Raw genomic sequence first — 17,249 nt, 5'->3', positions numbered from 1 at the left:
CCGCCCCCGGTCAGCCCCGCCCGCTGTTCCTGCGGCGCTTCCGGTTCGGCCGGTGCGGGCGCTGGAGCGTGTCCAACTCGCCCACGGCCGCACGGATGTGCGGCGGGTCCTGCGGGTCCGTCGTACCGGCGCACCACCACGACGGCCGGCCGGACGCCTCGCGTACGTGCATCCCCAGGTCGTGCACGGAGCAGACCGGCCACGCCTGCCACAGGCGCTCCGAGACCGTCTCCTGCGCGGCCTCGGCCACCGACACCAGGACGTCGGCGGCGGTTCGCGGGTCGGCCCACAGGGGGTTCCCGTGCCACTCGCCGTTGGCGAGGGCGACGTAGACCTGGTCCGGTTCGCCCTCCTCCCAGGGTATGGCGAAGAGGCACAGGGGCCGTTGCTCCGGCAGCGTCACCGCCAGGTCGCGGTTGACCGCCGCCAGGGCCTCGTCCCAGAGGGGGTGTTCACCGGCGTGCACGAGGCGCGGTTCGGGCCGGTCGAAGGGCGAGTGGTAGCGCATGGGGTCATCCTCTCCCAGGCACCCGCCCACCCGTCATCTCCTTGTCTCTGGGATGCTCTTGGCGGACGTCTGGGCCCAGGAGTGTGCATGAACGTTTCCCCTGCGATGGGCGCGGCCGACGTCGACGCCCTGATCGATGGCGTCGCCCGCTCGGCGGACCGGCTCGCGCAGACCATGGACGGCCTCGGCGACGCCGGGTACGGGGCGCCCTCCGGACTCGCTCCCTGGAGCCGGGGCCAGGTGCTCGCGCACATCGCGGGCGGCGCGGACGCCTACGTGTGGCTGCTGCGGCTGGCGCGTACGGGCTCCGCGCCGGGACCCCGGCAGGATGCGGCCGCCCTGGCCGAGGCGGCCGGGCGGACCGCCGCCCTGCCCGCCGACGCGCTGGCCGACCGGACACTGCGGGCCCTGGATCTGGTCGTGGCGGAGGCCCGGGAGATGCCCGCAGCCAGGTGGGACACCCTGGTGTCGGCACTCGCGGGCTGGCGGCACCCCGCCTGGTACACCCTGCTGCGGTGTCAGCGGGAGCTGGAGCACCACCATCTCGACCTGGGCCTGGGGTACGGAACCGCCGACTGGCCGGCGTCGTACGTGTCCTGGGCGCTCGACGAGACCCTCGCCGCTCTGCAGACCCAGGGCCATCCCCTCTCCCACGTCGAGGCGGTCGACCTGGGCCGCCGCTGGCGCCTGTCTCCCGGGGGCCCTTCGATCGCCGGGCCCGGGCACCTACTGCTCGGCTGGCTCAGCGGGCGGACTCCGGCCACGGGCCTGGTCCTTGACGGTCCGGCCGAGACCCTGCCCGCTCCCCCGCGGTGGCCGCAGCCGCCGACGCCCGGGTGGGGCCGGACCGACGAGGTCCCCGGTCGGGGCTGACCCCACGGTCCGCTCGAAGAACGCGTGCTGGACGCACCGCTGACGAGCCGTGAGACTGGGACATCTGCCACGCCCGGCTCTCCAGGACGGTGACCATGGAAGTGGAAGTCCCCCGCGTCGAACTCACCCCGCAGGCCGCCGAGCTGGTGCGCAGGCTGCGGTCCGAGCACGGTCCGCTGATGTTCCACCAGTCCGGCGGCTGCTGCGACGGCAGCGCGCCCATGTGCTACCCGGACGGCGAGTTCCGCACCGGCGACTCCGACGTGCTGCTGGCGGAACTCGCGGTGGAGGGCGTCGAGGAGCCCGTGACCTTCTGGATGTCGAGGAGCCAGTACGAGGTGTGGAGCCACACCCGGCTGATCGTCGACGTGGTACCCGGACGGGGGAGCGGATTCTCACTGGAAGCACCCGAGGGGGTGCGTTTTCTCACCCGTTCTCGCGTAGTCGACGCCTAGCTCCCCCGCGCGCCATCGCCGTCTGCTGCACTTCCCTTGAGTCCTGGGACAGTTGACGAGACATCAGGGGGCGCAGTGGCGCACGATCGGCGGCAGACGACGGCAGGCAGATCGGTTCTCACGGTTCTCACGGCGTTCGGCGTACTGGCCGGTGCGGCCCTGGCGGGGGCGGGACCGGCCGGTGCCGTACCGCTGGGCAGACGGGTCGCGCCGGGTGTCGCCTACCGGCAGTTCGACATCGAGGAGGCGGCGGGCAAGGCGCACGCCCATCTGCTCACCGTCGATCTGAACAATCCTCATGTGCGACTGGATCTGTTGTACCCGGGGTCGGTGGCGGCCCGGGCGACCGTCTCCAAGCTGGCCGACTCGGCCGGCGCGGTCGCGGGGGTCAACGGCGACTTCTTCAACATCAGCGAGACGCAGCACCCGGGCGTGGAGGCGACGGGCGCGAGCGTGGGACCGGCGATCGCCGGCGGGCAGGTGCTCAAGGCGGCGGTGCCGAAGGGCCAGCGGTTCGGGCCCTCGCTGCCGCCCGGGACGACCACGACGGACGTGCTCGGCGTGGGCACCGACGGACGGGCCCGGCTGGACCGCCTCACCCTCAGCGGCTCTGTCGGCACGCCGGACGGGGCGTTCCCGCTGAGAGGCCTCAACCAGTACGCGCTGCCGCAGAACTCCGTCGGCGCCTTCACCGCACGGTGGGGCAGCGTCTCCCGGGAGCGTGCCACCTGCGGCACGGACACCGACCGGGCGGGGGCGTGCAGCAAGGACACCCACGAGGTGAAGGTGCGGGACGGTGAGGTGGTCTCCGTCTCCGACGCCCCGGGCAGCGGCCCGATCCCCGCGGACACCACGGTCCTGGTGGGCCGTGAGGAGGGCGCGCAGCAGCTGCGCAAGCTGTCCGTGGGCGACGAGGTGACCGTCACGCACGGCCTGGTGGCGGCCACGGCCAAGGTCCCGTACAGGTTCGCGATCGGCGGCTACCCGGTCCTGCGGGGCGGCAGGCCGCTGTCCGGGCTGGACGACAGCACCTCGGCCGTGCGCACCGTGGTGGGCCTCGCGGACGGCGGGCACAGGATGCTGCTGCTCGCGCTGGACGGGGCCGCGGCCTACCGGACGGGCATGACCATCGCCGAAGAGGCCGACCTCATGGCCGACCTGGGCGCGTCCGACGCGTTCAACCTCGACGGCGGCGGCTCGACCGAGATGGCCACCCGGGACACGGGAGCGGGCAGCGTGACGGTCCGCAACCACCCGAGCGGCGGCGCCGAGCGCCCGGTCGCGAACGGCATCGGGGTCTTCTCGTCCTGAGCGCGACGACGCACAGGCCCAGGGCCTGCCGGACAGGTCCTAGGGCCGCAGGCTGCCCACCAGGTCGGCGGTCGCGGTGAGGCCGCTGTGGATCGTGGGCGCCATGCTGGTGCTGGCCAGGTAGAAGCCGAGCAGCATGCAGACCAGGCCGTGCGAGATCTTCAGGGCGCCGTTGCGCATGAAGATCACGACAATGATCAGGAGCAGCAGCACCACAGAGATGGAAACGGCCATCGGAAACCTCCTCCGCCACGCCCCATGAACGGCGTTCGGCCGCAAGTGTGGCGTAGCGGGGGGTTCGTCCGGGCGGCTGACATGTCCTCCGATCGAGTGGTCTTACCCGGACGGGTGTGCGTCCAGGAAGGCCTCAAGGCCGGTGAGATCGTCGGTGTTGAGGTGGTCGACGCCGCCGGCGAGGAGTTCAGTCCACAGGGCGTCCCGGGCAGCGCCCGCCGTGTCCGGGGTCGCCCAGAACCTGATCCGCTGCCCTCGCGCGTGGGCGGCAGCGGTGATACCGCGCAGCTTCTCCCGCTCGGCGTCCGGGAACGGGCCCTCGCCCAGCCAGGTGAAGTTCAGGGTCCAGTTGTCGCTGATCAGCGGGACGAAGGAGGCGGGGGCCGGACTGCCGAGGTCGGTGAGCCGACCGTCGTAGAAGGCCCGGCGCTCGGCCTGGGCCTCCATGGGGACACGCGCGGCGCGGTCACCGGAGACGACGGCGGTGACCGGACCCCGGTGGACACAGCCGTGCGCGTAGCGGGTGAACAGCTGCGGGTAGCGCCGCAGGTGCCGGTCGAGTTCGACGTACGTCGAGGATCCCTCGGTCTTGATGTCGATGAGGAGCTGCAGCGGCTGCCGCCAACCCCGGTACACGCAGCCGTGGTTGGCCTTGAGGCGGGCGGCGAGCGGGTCGAGGTAGAGGGACTCGAGGGTGCGGGTCGGGTCCAGCTCGGAGCTGTCGTGTCCGACGAGCAGCTGGTCGCCGACGAGGAAGATGTCGGCCTCGACGCTGCCGAAGCGGTGACCGAGGGCATCGAACAGGGGCCGCGGGTGCTCGTAGTCGTTGTGGGCGTGCGCGTGCCACAACGGGCGCGGGCCACGGCGGCCGCCGCCCGCCCGGGCCTGGCCGGCGGGCAGGGCGACCGCGCCCGCGAGGGCGGCGCCGAGGGTGGTGAGGGCTCTGCGACGGGTGGTGAGGGCCATGCGCTGCCTCCCTTGAGGGGCCGGAGGGGACCGGGGAGAGTATGCGTGCGCCCACCTCTCAAATGGCCCTGCCCTGCGGGGAGTTGGCCGGACTGCTGCCCTCTGTTCACTTGCCGGCGGGGGTGGGCACGAAGAAGCCCGCCCCAGGTGGATGCTGTTGGCTAATTCGCGCCGTCGGGTTTGTCCTTGGCAGTGATGGCGCTCGTTGAAAGCGGCTGTGGCGGATATTTCGTGACGGCCACTGTCGGTTCTCACATCAGGCGTGTCCCATCCAATCCCGTCTCTGGCCTTGGCCGGTCAGGCACTATGGCGCTGATGACGGGATTCGGAGGAGGGAGCTGTGGGGTCGCGTCGACTCTGGTTGCGAGCTGGTGCCGTCGGTTTGTTGCTTGCCGCGGTCGCTGTGGCTGTCGCAGTGCCGGGAATCGGCAAGTGGATTGTGGCAGCGGTTCTCGCGGGCCTCGCCTCCGCTCTCGGCGGGCTTGTGGCCCGCGGCGCGGATAAGGCCATCACGCGCGGCCGAGAGGCCGTTCTGCCTCCCACGCCACTGCCCCCCATCACGGTGGAGGCTTACCAGTACGGCCTCATGTTCGGAGGCACCGAGAATCGGTCCGAGATGAACGTGCATCTGAATGCAACTACTGTGGATCTTGTTGTCGAGGCCACCGTCGATCGTGCCGTGATCCTCAGCCAGCTGGAAGTACGTGTGGAATCACGGGGGACCCCGCCCCACATCTTTAACCATAAATCCTTTGCTCGCGGGCATATGGAGATCCGTTCCTTTTATGTGGACCTCGCCGAGCCGACGCCTGAAGTGAGGCCAGCAGACGGTTCGTCGGACTTCCCGTATACGGTCTCCCATCTTGACCCTGAACGCTTCATCATCGAGGTGACTTCCAGCACTCCTGGAGACTTCACCTGGCGCTTCGACCTGCACTGGCTCTGTCAGGGCCAGTCAGGCGTCATCACTGCCAACCAGCAAGGACCGCCTTTCCGGCTCATCGTCGACCCCCGTCTGCATTGATCACCACACTGGTCCAACGCGGGCAGAAAATGGGGAGGCCAGACTTGTTGGCCCTGCGTGAGACTGGGATGAATGGTCGAACGGGTTCCTTGAGAACCGCAGTCACGGCGGCTGAGCCAGGACTAAGGGCTGTCCCGTAAAAGATCTCCGGAGTGCTGGTTACCAGTCCGCTGCTTGGTCACCCAGCCAGGGTGAGGTTGTGCAGGCGGGCGATGCCGAGCATTGCGTGATGGACACCGTCGCCTTTCAGGCGGCAGTCGCGGAGGATCTTCCATCCCTTCATCCGCGCGAAGACGTGCTCGACGCGGGCGCGGACTTTGCGGTGCGAGGTGTTGTGTTCCTCCTTCCAAGCTGGCAACTCGGACCGGCCGCGCTCGCGGCGGTGCGGGATGACCAAGCCGGTGCCCCGGTAGCCGCCGTCCGCAATGACCGTCGCCTTGCCGACGGCGTCCTTCGCACCGGACAGCTCCCACGCCTTGCAGTCGTTGCGGTTGCCGGGCACGGGTCTGCCGACGGCGACGACCCGTCGGGTGTCGGCATCGGTGACGACCTGATGATTGGTCGAGTAGCGGTAGTTCTTCGACTGCTCGGCGACCGTGTGGTCACGGGTGGGCATCAGGGTTCCGTCCACGATCAGCACGGTGTCCTTGCGGAACCGCCGTCTCGGCTGCAGAACGAGCGACGGCGCGAGGTGGTCGATGATCCGGTCGGCGGCTGACTTCGACACCCCAAACAGTGGCGCCAGTTGGCGCAAGGTCAGGTTCGTCCGCCAGTACGCAGCCACCAGCAACACCCTGTCTTCCAGCGGCAGGCTCCATGGTCGGCCCTTGCGGACCGGATCCACCCCCTGGCGCTGTAGCGCAGTGACCAGCTTGCCGAACTGACGTGGGCTCAGCCCGGTAAACGGGACTATCCAGGACGGCTCCGACGCCTTGATCACAGCAGCCACAGCTGGATCGTCCCAAAGATCGACAGCATGAAACGATGACCGCCATGTCAGGTCAGGTCTGGGTGTCACTCATATCCGTGGGCGGCGTTGTCCTCGGCGGTCTGTTGTCCTACCTCGTCCAGCACAGGACTCAGCTTTCGGCAGAACGCGCAGAACAGCAACGACAGCAGATCACCTTGTCGGAAGCCAGGCGCGCGGAACGGCTGGCGTTGCTGGAGCGGTTCATCGAGGTGGGGGCCGAAGCCGAACGCGCCGCGTTCAGCCGGCCTGACGAGTGGGACGACACCCACGACTGGTACCTGACGACCCAGGACGCCATGAACAGGCTGTGGGTCGCGGAACGACTCATCCGCATCCAATTCCCCCTGCCCGTACACGACTCGGCACGCGCGTACTTCCTCGACCTCAACCGGACCGTGTGGGAAGGGCTGCCCGACGGCGAGAGCGTGCGGGACTACCTGGAAAACAACCGGCTGGCGTTCCTCGACGCGGCCCGTGCGGTCATGGGATAGCGACCGCCAGCCTCCGAAGATCTTTTACGGGACAGCCCTTAGAGTCCTCAGCAGCGCGAAGGAGGCCCGGCCGTATGACCGCCGTTTGATCAGTTCAATCCGCGTGACCTGGCCTTCGACGGCACCGGAGCTCCATGGCATGGTGAGGCCGTTGACGACGGCGTCCCAGTCGTTCTGGAGGAAGGCGGCGAAGCCCTGGACTGGCTGCGGTCCGTGATCGAGGGCGCGGGTCATCCAGTGGATGAGGTCGTGGCCTCGGCGTTCTCGGGTGATGGTGCTGAATTCGTGGGCGAGGTCGCGGGCGATGGCCAGGTCGGGGCAGGCGTCCAGGATGCGGTTGAGCTGATCGCGCTGGCTGTCGGTCAGGCTGTTGGGGTGTCGCATGATCCAGGTGGTGATCCGGCGGGGGCTGGGGATCGGCTGTGCTGGTTCGGGGTCGGCTGTGCCGGCGCGGAGGGTCGCGATGTACTTGGTGACCACCACGCGGCTGCCGCGGTAGCCGCGTTCCCGGATCTCGCGGAAGAGGGCGGCGGCGTTCGTCGCGCCGCCGCAGAATCGGTGTTGCAGGTAGGGCTTGAAGCGGTTGATGTGGCCATTCGGGCGGCGTTCGCGTGCCGATGCGAGGATCTGGTCGAGGTCGGTGGTCAGGTAGTGGCGGACGGTCTTGCGGTCCCGCCCGAGACGGTCCGCGATCGCGCTGATGGTCCAGCCGCGCTCGCGCAGTTGGTGGATGTCTGCGTGCCACTGGCGGACGCGGGCGAGGAGCTGGCTGTCGGGTGGGTCGTTCGGTTCCGGTGGTCCGATCAGCACCGCCAGTCCCAGTGGGTCCGACGTCTCCTGGGGCTGGTCCGGATCGTCGGTCTCGGTGTCTTTGCGCAGGCAGGCCCGGTGTTGGTGGGCGGTTCGTTCGACTGCGCGGGCGAGTGAGTGCAGCAAATGCCACCTGTCGGCGACTTCGATCGCATCGGGTGCCGCGCGGGCGGCGGCCTGGCTGAAGGTGCTGCACCGGTCCCGGCAGATCACCTTGATTCCGGGGTGTTCGGCGAGCCAGGCAGCGACCGTGTCCGCAGTGCGGTCGGGCAGCAGATCGATCGGCCGCCGTGTCTCGACGTCGATGAACACGGTGCCGTAGGTGGCACCCCTACGGAACGCGAACTCGTCGATCCCACGACCGTGACCTGGCCGGATGTCGGGTCCGGGAGCTTCCGGACTTCCCGCAGGATCACGTCCCGGCTCGCCCGGACCGGAAGGTAGTCGGCAAGCCGGGCGCCAGTCCGCCTGCCGACGACCAGCCCAATCGCCTGCACCATCCGGCCCACTGCTCGGGTGCGACGCCGGTACGGCGTCGTCAGGTACGGCACCTGCTCAGCCATGGTCCGGCGGGAGCACAGCTCGTTGTCGCAGAAGAATCGGCGGATCCGCAGGCGCAGCAGCACCCGCCGACCGCCCAGAGGATGATCCGCCAGCCGCCGCCTGTACGTGCTGTGCACGCGCGACGCCGATACACCGCACGTCGGGCACGTCACCGTCGGCTGCCGGGCATGCAGGTCGATCCACACCACGTCCCCGACGACTTCCACGGCATCGATGACCAGTCCCTTGACGTCAGGCCACACCAGATCCCAGAAGCGTTCGTCCCCCACGTACACCATGCTGGACAAGCAGCATCTCGGGACATGACGGATGTTTAGAAGTGACCATCACGAAATGTCCGCCACAGCCGTTTTCAAGGCTCTGTCCGCAGTTCCGTGAATCCCCAGGTCAGCGCCAGGAATGCGGGATCGTTTCGCCAACGTACTTCCTGCCGTGGCGAGCAAGACGATTGAGGATGTGCTGTTTCCCGGGATCGATGTGCGGGTGGTGGGAGTGAGCGACTCCTCAGACGTCCTGGTGGTGGAGGCGGTGTCGACGGCCCGCCCAGGACGGTGCCCGAACTGCCGCAAGCAGGCCCGCCGCGTACACAGCACGTATCAACGCAGCCTGGATGAGCGGCCGTTGGGCTTGTGCCGGGTCATCGTCCGGCTGCGGGTGCGCCGGTACTTCTGCGATCGTGGGAGCTGTTCCCGCGCGACGTTCGTCGAGCAGGTGGCGGGGCTGTCCGCACACTACCGCCGTTCCAGCACCGGGCTGGCGGGCTGGCTGCGGTCGATCGCGATCGAGCTCGGCGGCCGTCCTGCCGCACGCCTGTGCCGCCGGTTGCGGCTGACCGCGGGCCCGACGCGGCTGCTGACAGCGCCGACGGTGCCGGACCGTGCCCCGCGGGTGCTGGGGGTGGACGAGTTCGCCTTCCGTAAGGGCTGCACCTACGGCACCGTGCTGGTCGACGTCGAGGCCGGCCGGGTCGTGGACGTACTGCCGGACCGCACCTCCGAGACGTTCGCGGCCTGGCTGAAGGAGCATCCCGGCGCGGAGATCATCTGCCGGGACCGGGCGACCGCCTACACCAAGGCGGTCAGGGAAGCCGCCCCCGATGCCCTCGAAGTCGCTGATCGCTGGCACCTGTTGCAGAACCTGTCCGCCGCGGTGGAGAAGACCTGCCACCAGCACCGCGACTGCCTGCGCAAACGCGCCGAGGAGGAGGCGGTGACCGAAGTACCCGAGGTGGCCCCGATGCTGTTACCGCCCACGGAACTGCCCCGCACGCAGATCATCGAGCGCACCCGTCACCGCTACCAGGACATCCACCGCCTGCTGGAGAAACGCTGGACGATCAGCGCGATCGCCCGACGTCTGAATCTCGACCGCAAGACCGTGCGCCGCTTCCGCGACACCGACCTCGACGAGTTGCTGGCCTCGGCCCGCGAGCGTCGCCCCAACGGCGTCCTGGAACCGTTCAAGGCGTACCTCAACGCCCGCTTCACCGAAGCCCAAGGCCAGGTCAGCGGCACACGCCTGTTCCTGGAAATCCAGGCTCGCGGCTACCGAGGCAGCCGCCAGGTCGTACGCAAACACCTCGCGGCCCTCCGCGCGGGCACCGCCGAACCGGTCCGGGCCGACATTCCGAGCCCTCGCAAGATCACCTCGTGGATCATGCGGCCCCGAAAGACGCTCACCGAAAGCCAGGAACAGCGACTCCTTCAAGTCCAGCTCGCCTGCCCGGACATCACCCGGGCCTGCGATCTCGCTCGGGTGTTCACTGACCTGGTCCGCCACCAGCGCGGATACCTGCTGCTGGAGTGGATCCGGCAGGCTGAGCAGGACGCGCCCAAGCCGATGAAGGGCTTCGCCGGTTTCCTCCGCCAAGACCTCGACGCCGTCACCGCCGGCCTCACCCTCCCCTGGAGTTCCGGCGTCGTAGAAGGCCATGTGAACCGGGTGAAAACCCTCAAGCGAGCCATGTACGGCCAGGCCTCGTTCGAACTCCTCCGCACTCGCATCCTCACTCAGCCGACGATGCCCCTTCAGCGGGCCTCTGGTGGTGAGGAAGGTCGAGCTGTTCATGCAGGAGAGCCGCAGCCTGGAGGTCATTGGTGACCATCACCTGAGCCAACCTGCCCGCGACTGCGATCACGTTGCCCCAGGCTGGAGCGTCTAGGTAGACCTCGTCCGGGGCACCGCGACCTACTTCTTCCTGCACGGTCGAGTAGACCTCGCCCAGCTCCTTCATGAGCGCGACTTCCTCCTCGGTCCGCAGGCTCTTGCCCAGCCACGGCGCGGGATCATCTGCGTTGCAGAAGTCGTCGAACAGTACGGTGACCACGTAGTCCAGGTCCTCGAACCCCTCCGGCCGCAGCCAGACATCGCGCTGCCACGACGGACTCGCAAGGGCGAGAACCGCTGGCACAACATGAAGTCGGAAGACCGGGAACTCGATGCCGTGATCCATCACGTCGCGAGCCTACTGACAGGGTGAGGGACACCACCCACTGACCAGTGTGCTGTTCACGGAACTGCGGACAGAGCCTTGAAAGCGGTCACCCCCCGCTCGGAGTGACCCCACGCCCGCTCAGTGGATCTCCTCGCCTATGGGCCACCTGGCCTACGCCTCACGCTTGAAGTGCCCGGCGAGCGCCCCCTCTGTGACACCTGCCTGGAGGTGGCGGACTGGCCGCGTCAAACGAGGTGACCGCCAAGGTGCGCAGCTCACCTTGACGTCCACTACCCCACATGCGCCCAAAAGTTCCCATTACGATCATATGTTCCATAGCGTTCTATTCGGCGGGAGCGGCCCGCTGAAATGCGATGCCCACTGGAGAGCGCGCGTGATCACACAACGGTACGGAGACCTGGAAGTCGGCTTCGTCACCAACTGGCGACCCGTCCCGATCCTCAGCTGGTTCGCCACCGCGGAGCCGCCGAGCGGCTGGTACGCACCGGGAAGTGTCTGTGGAGCCGGCAAGGGCAAGCCCTGGGCGGAGTACGGAGCCCTGGTCCTCAAGGACCGCTCATCGAGCGGGGACCTGCTCAAGCCGCCGGCCGACTACAAGGTGCTCCACACGATGGGCTTCTACACGGTGTGGCGGCCGGTCCCGCCGGCCGGGTACGTGGCTCTCGGAGACGTGATCTGGCCCCGCGGGGACAAGCCGGGGGCTGACGCGCGGATCGCCTGTGTGAAGAGGACGCACGGCGGACGCGACTACGCCCGCAGGGCCGAACTGAGCCGGGAGCCTCTGATGACGGGAGAATCCGACTCGGGCAAAAGCTGGAGCTACCGGGCTGTCATGCCCCCGCTGTACCCCGACGGGGACGACGCGGAGCGCCTGCTGCTGCTGGCCGGCACCTGCAGTTTCGGCCCCAGAGAAGAACACGCCCCGACCGAGGTCACGTGGATCCTGGATGTGCCGGCGGTGGTGGACAAGGCGGACTACCGGCCCGAGCTGAAGCTCACCAGCTACGAGGCGCCCCCGGAACTGACCGTCGTCGTCGACCGCACGGTGACCGTGCCCTACAGCATGGTCATGGACACCGGGCGCCCGGAGACGTGGAAGGTGGCCGAGTCCCCCTTCTACAAGTTCCTGCGCAAGCGGCACTACAAACTGGTGCGGCACGTCGACTACCGCGGCCATGGAAACGGCGCGATCGTCGAGGCGATCGAGCAGGGCGTCACCAAGGAGGAGAGCGAGGAGTTCTCCAGGGTCACCGGTATCAGCACGTCCTTCACCACGGGAGTGGAGGCCGGCGGTAGCTTCCTCGGCATCGGTGCCTCCGCCAAAGTCGAGTCCTCGGTCAGCACCTCTGTCGAACTCGGCTACTCCTCCCGTTACAGCGTGCAGACCTTCGAGTCCAAGACGGTTTCCGTAAGCTACAACGTGCCTGCCGACCACGCCGGCGCACTGTGGTCCGACACCCACGAACTCACACCCGTGCGCGGCGACGGCGTCATCGTCACCAAGGAAAGACTGCTGGTGCACAGCGGCTCCTACATCGGCCGCACCTACCCTGACACCGACGGCGTCGCGCCCAACGTCAGCCTCGCACCGAGCAGCGAACAGATCGAAGCCGCGAAGAACGCCGGCATCGACCCCGAGGAACTGCCCAAGCTGATGGCCCAGGCCGAAGCCGAACGCTTCGCCACTCCCCACACCCACTGAACCCGCAGGGACCCGGCCTTCAAACCCTTGCTGTCCGGGCCCCTCATCACCCCGTTCAACGTCGGCTCAAGTGAGCGACGAGTACCCCTGGCCGAATTCGGAGATCCTCATCAGCGGGGCGAAGTACTGCCAGATGGAAGGTGCGGGTGCGGGATCGTGGCCTGTTGGTGGTCCAGTCGTCCAGCCGGGCCGCGTAGCGTTCTCGCCGCTCGGGGTCCCTCTTCCCTGCGTGCCTGCTGGGTGGCTTCGTGTTCGGCACGGGGTCGGAGGGTGATCTGCCGGCGTAGCCGGGTGGCGGAGTCGATGCACTGGGGCCGGGACAGGCAAGGACGACAGTCCCTCTGCGAGAACTGGATCCGTATGACGGGGGTACCGCGGTGCGAGAGCGAGTCGCTCCACTGGCTGGCGGTCTTGCCGTTCGGACAGGTCACGGTCCTGTTGTCCCAGTCCACGGTGAACGCGTCGAAGCCAGGATCGGTCAGTTCCAGGCCCAGGGCGTACTTCCAGTCCATCCGGGCCCGCACTGACAGCTCCGCCTGCCGGTCCGGCATTCTCTCGGCGTACTGAAGCACCGACACCAGTGCCAGCCGTCCCGGCGACCGGCGACCACGCCGGCCTGCCCCGGGCCGGGAACCGGGCCGCGAACTGCTCGTCCCGGAAGAGCACTCCCAGCTCGTCTCGCAGCCGGATCGCCAGGCTCTCCTTCGGGGAACGCCGCCCCGAGCCACCCGCACCGTCTCCGCGGGGATCTCCCCATCCCCGGCAGGACGCATCGACATCTGCACCCACCCCATACGACAACATCGGTCTCCACGACCACAACCGGGTCGTGGAGACCGACGTCACGCAGGCCCTGAATTCGCCAGCAGCATCCAGGTGGGGCGGGCTTCACGCGCCGTGGGTCAGGGCGCCCGGAGGTCGACCAGTTCGGCCAGGGCCTCCCGGTGGGCGCCCGCGGTGCCGTAGGCGATCGAGTCGGCCTTGGCCCGCTTCAGGTACAGGTGGACCGGGTGTTCCCAGGTCATGCCGATGCCGGCGTGGAGCTGCACCGCCTCCTCGGCCGCGTGGACGGCGACGGGCGCCGCGTACGCCTGGGCCACGGCGACCGTGACGTCGGCGTCGTCGCCCGAGGAGAGCGCGTCGGCGGCGGCGCGGGCGGCGGCCCGGAGGTTGACGACCTCCAGCCACAGCTGGGCGAGCCGGTGCTTGAGCGCCTGGAAGCCGCCGACCGGCCGGTTGAACTGCTTGCGCTCCTTCAGGTACCGGACGGTCTCGGTCAGCGCCCAGTCGGCGACGCCGAGTTGCTCGGAGGCGAGCAGTCCGGCGGCGCTGCGCAGGGCCCGTCGTACGGCGGGTTCCGCGTCGCCGACACGGCGGCCGGGCGCGCCGTCGAGGGTGACGGTGGCGAGCGGGCGGGTCAGGTCCAGGGAGGTCTGCGGGGTGACGGTCACGGCGTCGGCGGAGACCGCGTACAGCCCGCCGTCGTCGGCCGGGACGAGCAGGACGTCGGCGGCGGCCGCGTCCGCGATGCCCGTCAGCTCCCCGTGCAGGGTGCCGTTCTCCAGCCGTACGGTTTTGACGGCGGCGCCCGGTGCCGAGTGCAGCCCGACCGCGAGGGCGCCGATGACGCGCCCGGAGGCCAGGCGGCCCAGCAGCTCCTCGTCCGCGCAGGCCAGCAGGGCCTCGGTGGCCACCACCGCGCTGGTGAGGTACGGGACGGGCGCGACCGCCCGGCCCAGCTCCTCCAGGACGACGGCCACTTCACGGTGGGTGGCGCCCTGGCCGCCCTGCGCCTCGGGCACGAGCAGCCCGGCGAGGCCCATGCCGTCGGCGAGGGACTTCCACAGGGCGAGGTCGTGCGGGGCGTCCGACTCGGTGCGGGCGATCACGCCGGCCGCGTCGCAGTGGTCCGTGAGCAGGTCGCGGACCGCGGCGCGCAGCGCCTCCTGCTCCTCGGAGTAGAGCAGATCCGGCTGTGTGCTCATCGGGCCAGGTCCTTCCATGCGACGTCCTTGTCGGTGCGCGGCTCGGCGGGCAGGCCCAGGACGCGCTCGGCGACGATGTTCAGCAGGACCTCGCTGGTCCCGCCCTCGATGCTGTTGCCCTTGGAACGCAGGTAGCGGTAGCCGGCGTCGCGGCCGACGAAGTCCACCAGTTCGGGGCGCCTCATCGTCCAGTCGTCGTAGAGGAGCCCCTCCTCGCCCCGGAGTTCGACCTCCAGGCCGCTGATCTCCTGGTTGAGGCGGGCGAAGGCGAGCTTCATGCCGGCGCCCTCGGGGCCGGGCTGGCCCGCGACGAGCTGCTGGCGCAGCCGCTCGGCGGTGAACCGGGCCACCTCGGAGTCGACCCAGAGCTTCAGCAGCCGCTGATGCAGGTCGTGGGTGCGCAGTCCGGGCCGTTCCCGCCAGGTCCTGGAGACCGGGCCGATCATGCCGCCCTCGCGGGGCAGGCGCATGCCGCCGATGGCGACGCGCTCGTTGTTGAGCGTGGTCTGGGCGACCCGCCAGCCGTCGCCGACCTCGCCGAGGCGGCGGGAGTCGGGGATGCGGACGCCGGTGAGGAAGACCTCGTTGAACTCGGCCTCGCCGGTGATCTGGCGCAGCGGCCGCACGTCGACGCCCGGGTCGGTCATGTCGCAGATGAAGTAGGTGATGCCCGCGTGCTTGGGCACGTCCGGGTCGGTGCGGGCGATGAGGATGGCCCAGCGGGCGATGTGGGCACTGGAGGTCCACACCTTCTGCCCGTTGACCACCCAGTCTCCCCCACTCTCGGCTCCGCTCGAGCGGGAGGAACCCCCATCGTCACGGACGGCACGCGTACCGAGCGCCGCCAGGTCGGAGCCGGCACCCGGCTCGCTGAACAGCTGGCACCAGACCTCCTCCCCCGTCCACAGGGGCCGCAGATAGCGCCGCTTCTGCTCCTCGGTGCCGTAGCGCAGGATCGTCGGCGCGGCCATGCCGAGGCCGATGCCGATGCGCCGCGGGTCGTTGTCGGGGGCGCCGGCGGCCTCCAGCTCGGCGTCCACCGCGACCTGGAGGGAGCGCGGGGCACCGAGTCCGCCGAGGCCCTCCGGGTAGTGCACCCAGGCCAGCCCGGCGTCGAAGCGGGCCCGGAGGAACTCCAGGCGGCCGGTCTGCGCGGGAGGGTGGGCGGCCAGCAACTCGGCCGTACGGCGCTTGAGTTCGGCGGCGTCGATCATGCGGCGGCTCCCTTGTCCATGACCACGGCCACCCGGCCCGTGGTCACCCCGTCGGCGACCCGCTGCACGGCCGCGGCGGCGTCGGCGAGCGGTACCCGCTCGCTCACCAGCGGCTTGATCGCGCCCCGTGCGGCCAGCTCGGTGAGCCGCTCGTGGCAGTGCAGGACCAGCTTCGGGTTCTTGGTGTTGTACAGGCCCCAGTGCAGGCCGAGGATCGAGTAGTTCTTCACCAGGGCGTGGTTGAGCGCGGGGCTCGGGATGGTGCCGCTGGCGAAGCCGACCACGACGATCCGTCCCTCGAAGGCGACGACCTTGGCGGACTGGGCGTAGGCCGCGCCGCCGACGGGGTCGTAGATCACGTCGGCGCCCCGGCCGCCGGTGGCCTCCTTCACGGCGGCGACCACGTCCTCGGTGCGGCGGTCGACGACCACGTCACAGCCCAGCTCCCGGGCGACGGCGGCCTTGTCGGCACCGCCGACCACGCCGATCACGGTGGCTCCGGCCGCCTTGCCGAGCTGTACGGCCGCGCTGCCGACGCCGCCGGCGGCGGCGTGCACGAGCAGGGTCTCCCCCGCTTCCAGGCGGGCGCGGCGGTGCAGCCCGAACCAGCCCGTCTGGTAGCCGATGTGCAGCGCGGCGGCCTCGGCGTCGTCCAGGGACTCGGGGGCGGGCAGCAGGGCGCGGGCGTCGGCGAGCGCGTACTCGGCGAAGCCGCCGTACGGCAGCGCGGGGTTGGCGATCACCCGGCGGCCGTCCTCGGTCTCGGCGCAGATCTCCACACCGGGTGTGAAGGGCATCGGCGGCCGGATCTGGTACTGCCCCCGGCACATCAGGGCGTCCGGGAAGTTGATGTTGGCGGCGCGCACCCGCAGCAGCACCTGGCCCTCGCCGGGCGTGGGCCGCTCCACCTGGGCCAGGCGCATCACCTCGCTCGGCTCGCCGTTCTCGTGCACTTGCCATGCCTGCATGCGGGGCCTCCACGGGACTGCTTCGTCTGACCGGGTCCGATCGCATACTAAGCGGTCGCTTGCCATTCGGGAAACAGGCCGGGCACGTCACTTGCGCGCCGGCTTCGCCCGTACGTGCATCCGCTCCCCCTGCGGACCGAACAGGCTGAGGAACTCCACCGGCCCTTCTCCCGTCGACCCGAACCAGTGCGGCACCCGCGTGTCGAACTCCGCCGCCTCCCCCGCCGACAGCACCACGTCGTGCTCCCCGAGCACCAGCCGGAGCCTGCCCGAGAGCACATACAGCCACTCGTAGCCCTCGTGGGTGCGCGGCTCCGGCTCCTGCCTGCGCTCGGGTTCGCGGACCTTGAAGGCCTGGAGGCCGCCGGGCTGGCGGGTAAGCGGCCAGAAGGTACGGCCGTGCCGCTCCAGGGGCTTCGCACGCACCCGGGGGTCGCCGACCGGCGGCGCACCGACCAGCTCGTCCAGCGGCACCTGGTGGGCCTGGGCGATGGGCAGCAGCAGCTCCAGGCTGGGTTTGCGCAGACCGGACTCCAGCCGGGACAGGGTGCTGACGGAGATGCCGGTCGCCTCGGACAGCGCCGCCAGGGTCACCTCCCGCTCCTTGCGGATCCGCCGGAGCCTCGGGCCCACGCCCGCCAGGACGTCGTCGGTGTTCTCGGTGCTCATGCCCGTATTGCAGATTCGGCAAAGAAGTTTGTCAATGCGGCAGCCGGCGG

At 69.6% G+C, this 17,249-nt stretch carries 17 protein-coding genes and 3 pseudogenes; 7 read left to right on the top strand and 13 right to left on the bottom strand.

Annotated features, from left to right (window positions below):
* Positions 1–10: 10 nt before the first annotated feature.
* Positions 11–508 (bottom strand): hypothetical protein, encoded by a 498-nt coding sequence (locus tag AC07DS_RS13810; RefSeq protein ID WP_479144966.1) that lies wholly within the window; start codon positions 506–508, stop codon positions 11–13.
* Between the two features lie 87 nt (positions 509–595).
* Here AC07DS_RS13810 and AC07DS_RS13805 point away from each other — a divergent pair, with 87 nt between their 5' ends.
* From AC07DS_RS13805 to AC07DS_RS13795, 3 genes are all read left to right on the top strand, one after another.
* On the top strand, positions 596–1,381 hold the full coding sequence (locus AC07DS_RS13805) for a maleylpyruvate isomerase family mycothiol-dependent enzyme (protein WP_479144964.1): 786 nt from the start codon (positions 596–598) through the stop codon (positions 1,379–1,381).
* Between the two features lie 95 nt (positions 1,382–1,476).
* A complete protein-coding gene (locus AC07DS_RS13800) occupies positions 1,477–1,836 on the top strand; it encodes a DUF779 domain-containing protein (RefSeq protein ID WP_145885060.1) in 360 nt (119 codons plus the stop codon).
* A gap of 144 nt (positions 1,837–1,980) precedes the next feature.
* Complete coding sequence (locus tag AC07DS_RS13795; protein WP_479145296.1) at positions 1,981–3,147, top strand: phosphodiester glycosidase family protein; 1,167 nt, start codon at positions 1,981–1,983, stop codon at positions 3,145–3,147.
* A gap of 39 nt (positions 3,148–3,186) precedes the next feature.
* Here AC07DS_RS13795 and AC07DS_RS13790 read toward each other — a convergent pair whose 3' ends face one another.
* Complete coding sequence (locus AC07DS_RS13790) at positions 3,187–3,381, bottom strand: hypothetical protein (protein ID WP_097256038.1); 195 nt, start codon at positions 3,379–3,381, stop codon at positions 3,187–3,189.
* 102 nt (positions 3,382–3,483) lie between these two features.
* Positions 3,484–4,347 (bottom strand): phosphatidylinositol-specific phospholipase C/glycerophosphodiester phosphodiesterase family protein, encoded by an 864-nt coding sequence (locus tag AC07DS_RS13785; RefSeq protein ID WP_479144962.1) that lies wholly within the window; start codon positions 4,345–4,347, stop codon positions 3,484–3,486.
* A 340-nt stretch (positions 4,348–4,687) separates the two neighbouring features.
* On the opposite strand from AC07DS_RS13785, the gene AC07DS_RS13780 reads away from it, so the two are divergent.
* The gene (locus AC07DS_RS13780; RefSeq protein ID WP_479144961.1) at positions 4,688–5,371 is read left to right on the top strand and encodes a hypothetical protein; all 684 of its coding nucleotides are present in this window, start codon (positions 4,688–4,690) and stop codon (positions 5,369–5,371) included.
* A gap of 178 nt (positions 5,372–5,549) precedes the next feature.
* On the opposite strand, the gene AC07DS_RS13775 is transcribed toward AC07DS_RS13780, so the two are convergent.
* On the bottom strand, positions 5,550–6,320 hold the full coding sequence (locus tag AC07DS_RS13775) for a transposase (RefSeq protein WP_479144959.1): 771 nt from the start codon (positions 6,318–6,320) through the stop codon (positions 5,550–5,552).
* 35 nt (positions 6,321–6,355) lie between these two features.
* Between AC07DS_RS13775 and AC07DS_RS13770 the strand changes: the two genes are divergently transcribed.
* Positions 6,356–6,832: a hypothetical protein gene (locus AC07DS_RS13770; RefSeq protein WP_479144957.1), complete on the top strand. Its 477-nt coding sequence runs from the start codon at positions 6,356–6,358 to the stop codon at positions 6,830–6,832.
* A gap of 24 nt (positions 6,833–6,856) precedes the next feature.
* Here the strand turns inward: AC07DS_RS13770 and AC07DS_RS13765 are convergent, their stop codons facing one another.
* Complete coding sequence (locus AC07DS_RS13765; RefSeq protein WP_479145294.1) at positions 6,857–7,996, bottom strand: ISL3 family transposase; 1,140 nt, start codon at positions 7,994–7,996, stop codon at positions 6,857–6,859.
* Between the two features lie 242 nt (positions 7,997–8,238).
* Positions 8,239–8,484, bottom strand: a pseudogene (locus AC07DS_RS13760) (transposase family protein); the annotation flags it as partial.
* 214 nt (positions 8,485–8,698) lie between these two features.
* On the opposite strand from AC07DS_RS13760, the pseudogene AC07DS_RS13755 reads away from it, so the two are divergent.
* Positions 8,699–10,213, top strand: a pseudogene (locus AC07DS_RS13755) (ISL3 family transposase); the annotation flags it as partial.
* Here the strand turns inward: AC07DS_RS13755 and AC07DS_RS13750 are convergent.
* Positions 10,212–10,658 (bottom strand): SCO4402 family protein, encoded by a 447-nt coding sequence (locus AC07DS_RS13750; RefSeq protein ID WP_479145292.1) that lies wholly within the window; start codon positions 10,656–10,658, stop codon positions 10,212–10,214. The pseudogene AC07DS_RS13755 and the gene AC07DS_RS13750 sit on opposite strands and share 2 nt — an antisense overlap.
* Before the next feature lie 376 nt (positions 10,659–11,034).
* On the opposite strand from AC07DS_RS13750, the gene AC07DS_RS13745 reads away from it, so the two are divergent.
* Positions 11,035–12,363 carry a hypothetical protein gene (locus tag AC07DS_RS13745; protein WP_479144955.1) on the top strand — a complete coding sequence of 443 codons (1,329 nt, stop codon included), beginning with the start codon at positions 11,035–11,037 and terminating at the stop codon, positions 12,361–12,363.
* A gap of 110 nt (positions 12,364–12,473) precedes the next feature.
* On the opposite strand, the gene AC07DS_RS13740 is transcribed toward AC07DS_RS13745, so the two are convergent.
* From AC07DS_RS13740 to AC07DS_RS13715, 6 genes and pseudogenes are all read right to left on the bottom strand, one after another.
* Positions 12,474–12,815 (bottom strand): transposase, encoded by a 342-nt coding sequence (locus tag AC07DS_RS13740; protein WP_479145290.1) that lies wholly within the window; start codon positions 12,813–12,815, stop codon positions 12,474–12,476.
* A 9-nt stretch (positions 12,816–12,824) separates the two neighbouring features.
* Positions 12,825–13,142: pseudogene (locus tag AC07DS_RS13735) on the bottom strand (transposase); the annotation flags it as partial.
* 123 nt (positions 13,143–13,265) lie between these two features.
* Positions 13,266–14,348, bottom strand: a complete 1,083-nt coding sequence (locus AC07DS_RS13730) for an acyl-CoA dehydrogenase family protein (protein ID WP_479144953.1) — start codon at positions 14,346–14,348, stop codon at positions 13,266–13,268.
* Entirely contained in the window at positions 14,345–15,562 is a 1,218-nt protein-coding gene (locus tag AC07DS_RS13725; RefSeq protein ID WP_479144951.1) for an acyl-CoA dehydrogenase family protein, read from the bottom strand. Before AC07DS_RS13725 ends, AC07DS_RS13730 begins: the two co-directional genes overlap by 4 nt.
* Positions 15,559–16,530: an NADPH:quinone oxidoreductase family protein gene (locus AC07DS_RS13720; protein ID WP_479144949.1), complete on the bottom strand. Its 972-nt coding sequence runs from the start codon at positions 16,528–16,530 to the stop codon at positions 15,559–15,561. The genes AC07DS_RS13725 and AC07DS_RS13720 overlap by 4 nt, the downstream gene beginning before the upstream one ends.
* An 87-nt stretch (positions 16,531–16,617) precedes the next feature.
* On the bottom strand, positions 16,618–17,199 hold the full coding sequence (locus AC07DS_RS13715; RefSeq protein WP_479144947.1) for a helix-turn-helix domain-containing protein: 582 nt from the start codon (positions 17,197–17,199) through the stop codon (positions 16,618–16,620).
* Positions 17,200–17,249: the final 50 nt, after the last annotated feature.

The organism is Streptomyces sp. NPDC044064, from assembly GCF_056434245.1.
The sequence above is the reverse complement of the archived record's forward strand: the minus strand, read 5'-3'. Positions and strand labels throughout refer to the sequence as shown.

Coding starts and splice junctions, on each gene's coding strand:
- AC07DS_RS13810 (WP_479144966.1), bottom strand. CDS start 508: ATGCGCTACCACTCGCCCTTCGACCGGCCCGAACCGCGCCTCGTGCAC.
- AC07DS_RS13805 (WP_479144964.1), top strand. CDS start 596: ATGAACGTTTCCCCTGCGATGGGCGCGGCCGACGTCGACGCCCTGATC.
- AC07DS_RS13800 (WP_145885060.1), top strand. CDS start 1,477: ATGGAAGTGGAAGTCCCCCGCGTCGAACTCACCCCGCAGGCCGCCGAG.
- AC07DS_RS13790 (WP_097256038.1), bottom strand. CDS start 3,381: ATGGCCGTTTCCATCTCTGTGGTGCTGCTGCTCCTGATCATTGTCGTG.
- AC07DS_RS13785 (WP_479144962.1), bottom strand. CDS start 4,347: ATGGCCCTCACCACCCGTCGCAGAGCCCTCACCACCCTCGGCGCCGCC.
- AC07DS_RS13770 (WP_479144957.1), top strand. CDS start 6,356: ATGACCGCCATGTCAGGTCAGGTCTGGGTGTCACTCATATCCGTGGGC.
- AC07DS_RS13750 (WP_479145292.1), bottom strand. CDS start 10,658: ATGGATCACGGCATCGAGTTCCCGGTCTTCCGACTTCATGTTGTGCCA.
- AC07DS_RS13730 (WP_479144953.1), bottom strand. CDS start 14,348: ATGAGCACACAGCCGGATCTGCTCTACTCCGAGGAGCAGGAGGCGCTG.
- AC07DS_RS13725 (WP_479144951.1), bottom strand. CDS start 15,562: ATGATCGACGCCGCCGAACTCAAGCGCCGTACGGCCGAGTTGCTGGCC.
- AC07DS_RS13720 (WP_479144949.1), bottom strand. CDS start 16,530: ATGCAGGCATGGCAAGTGCACGAGAACGGCGAGCCGAGCGAGGTGATG.
- AC07DS_RS13715 (WP_479144947.1), bottom strand. CDS start 17,199: ATGAGCACCGAGAACACCGACGACGTCCTGGCGGGCGTGGGCCCGAGG.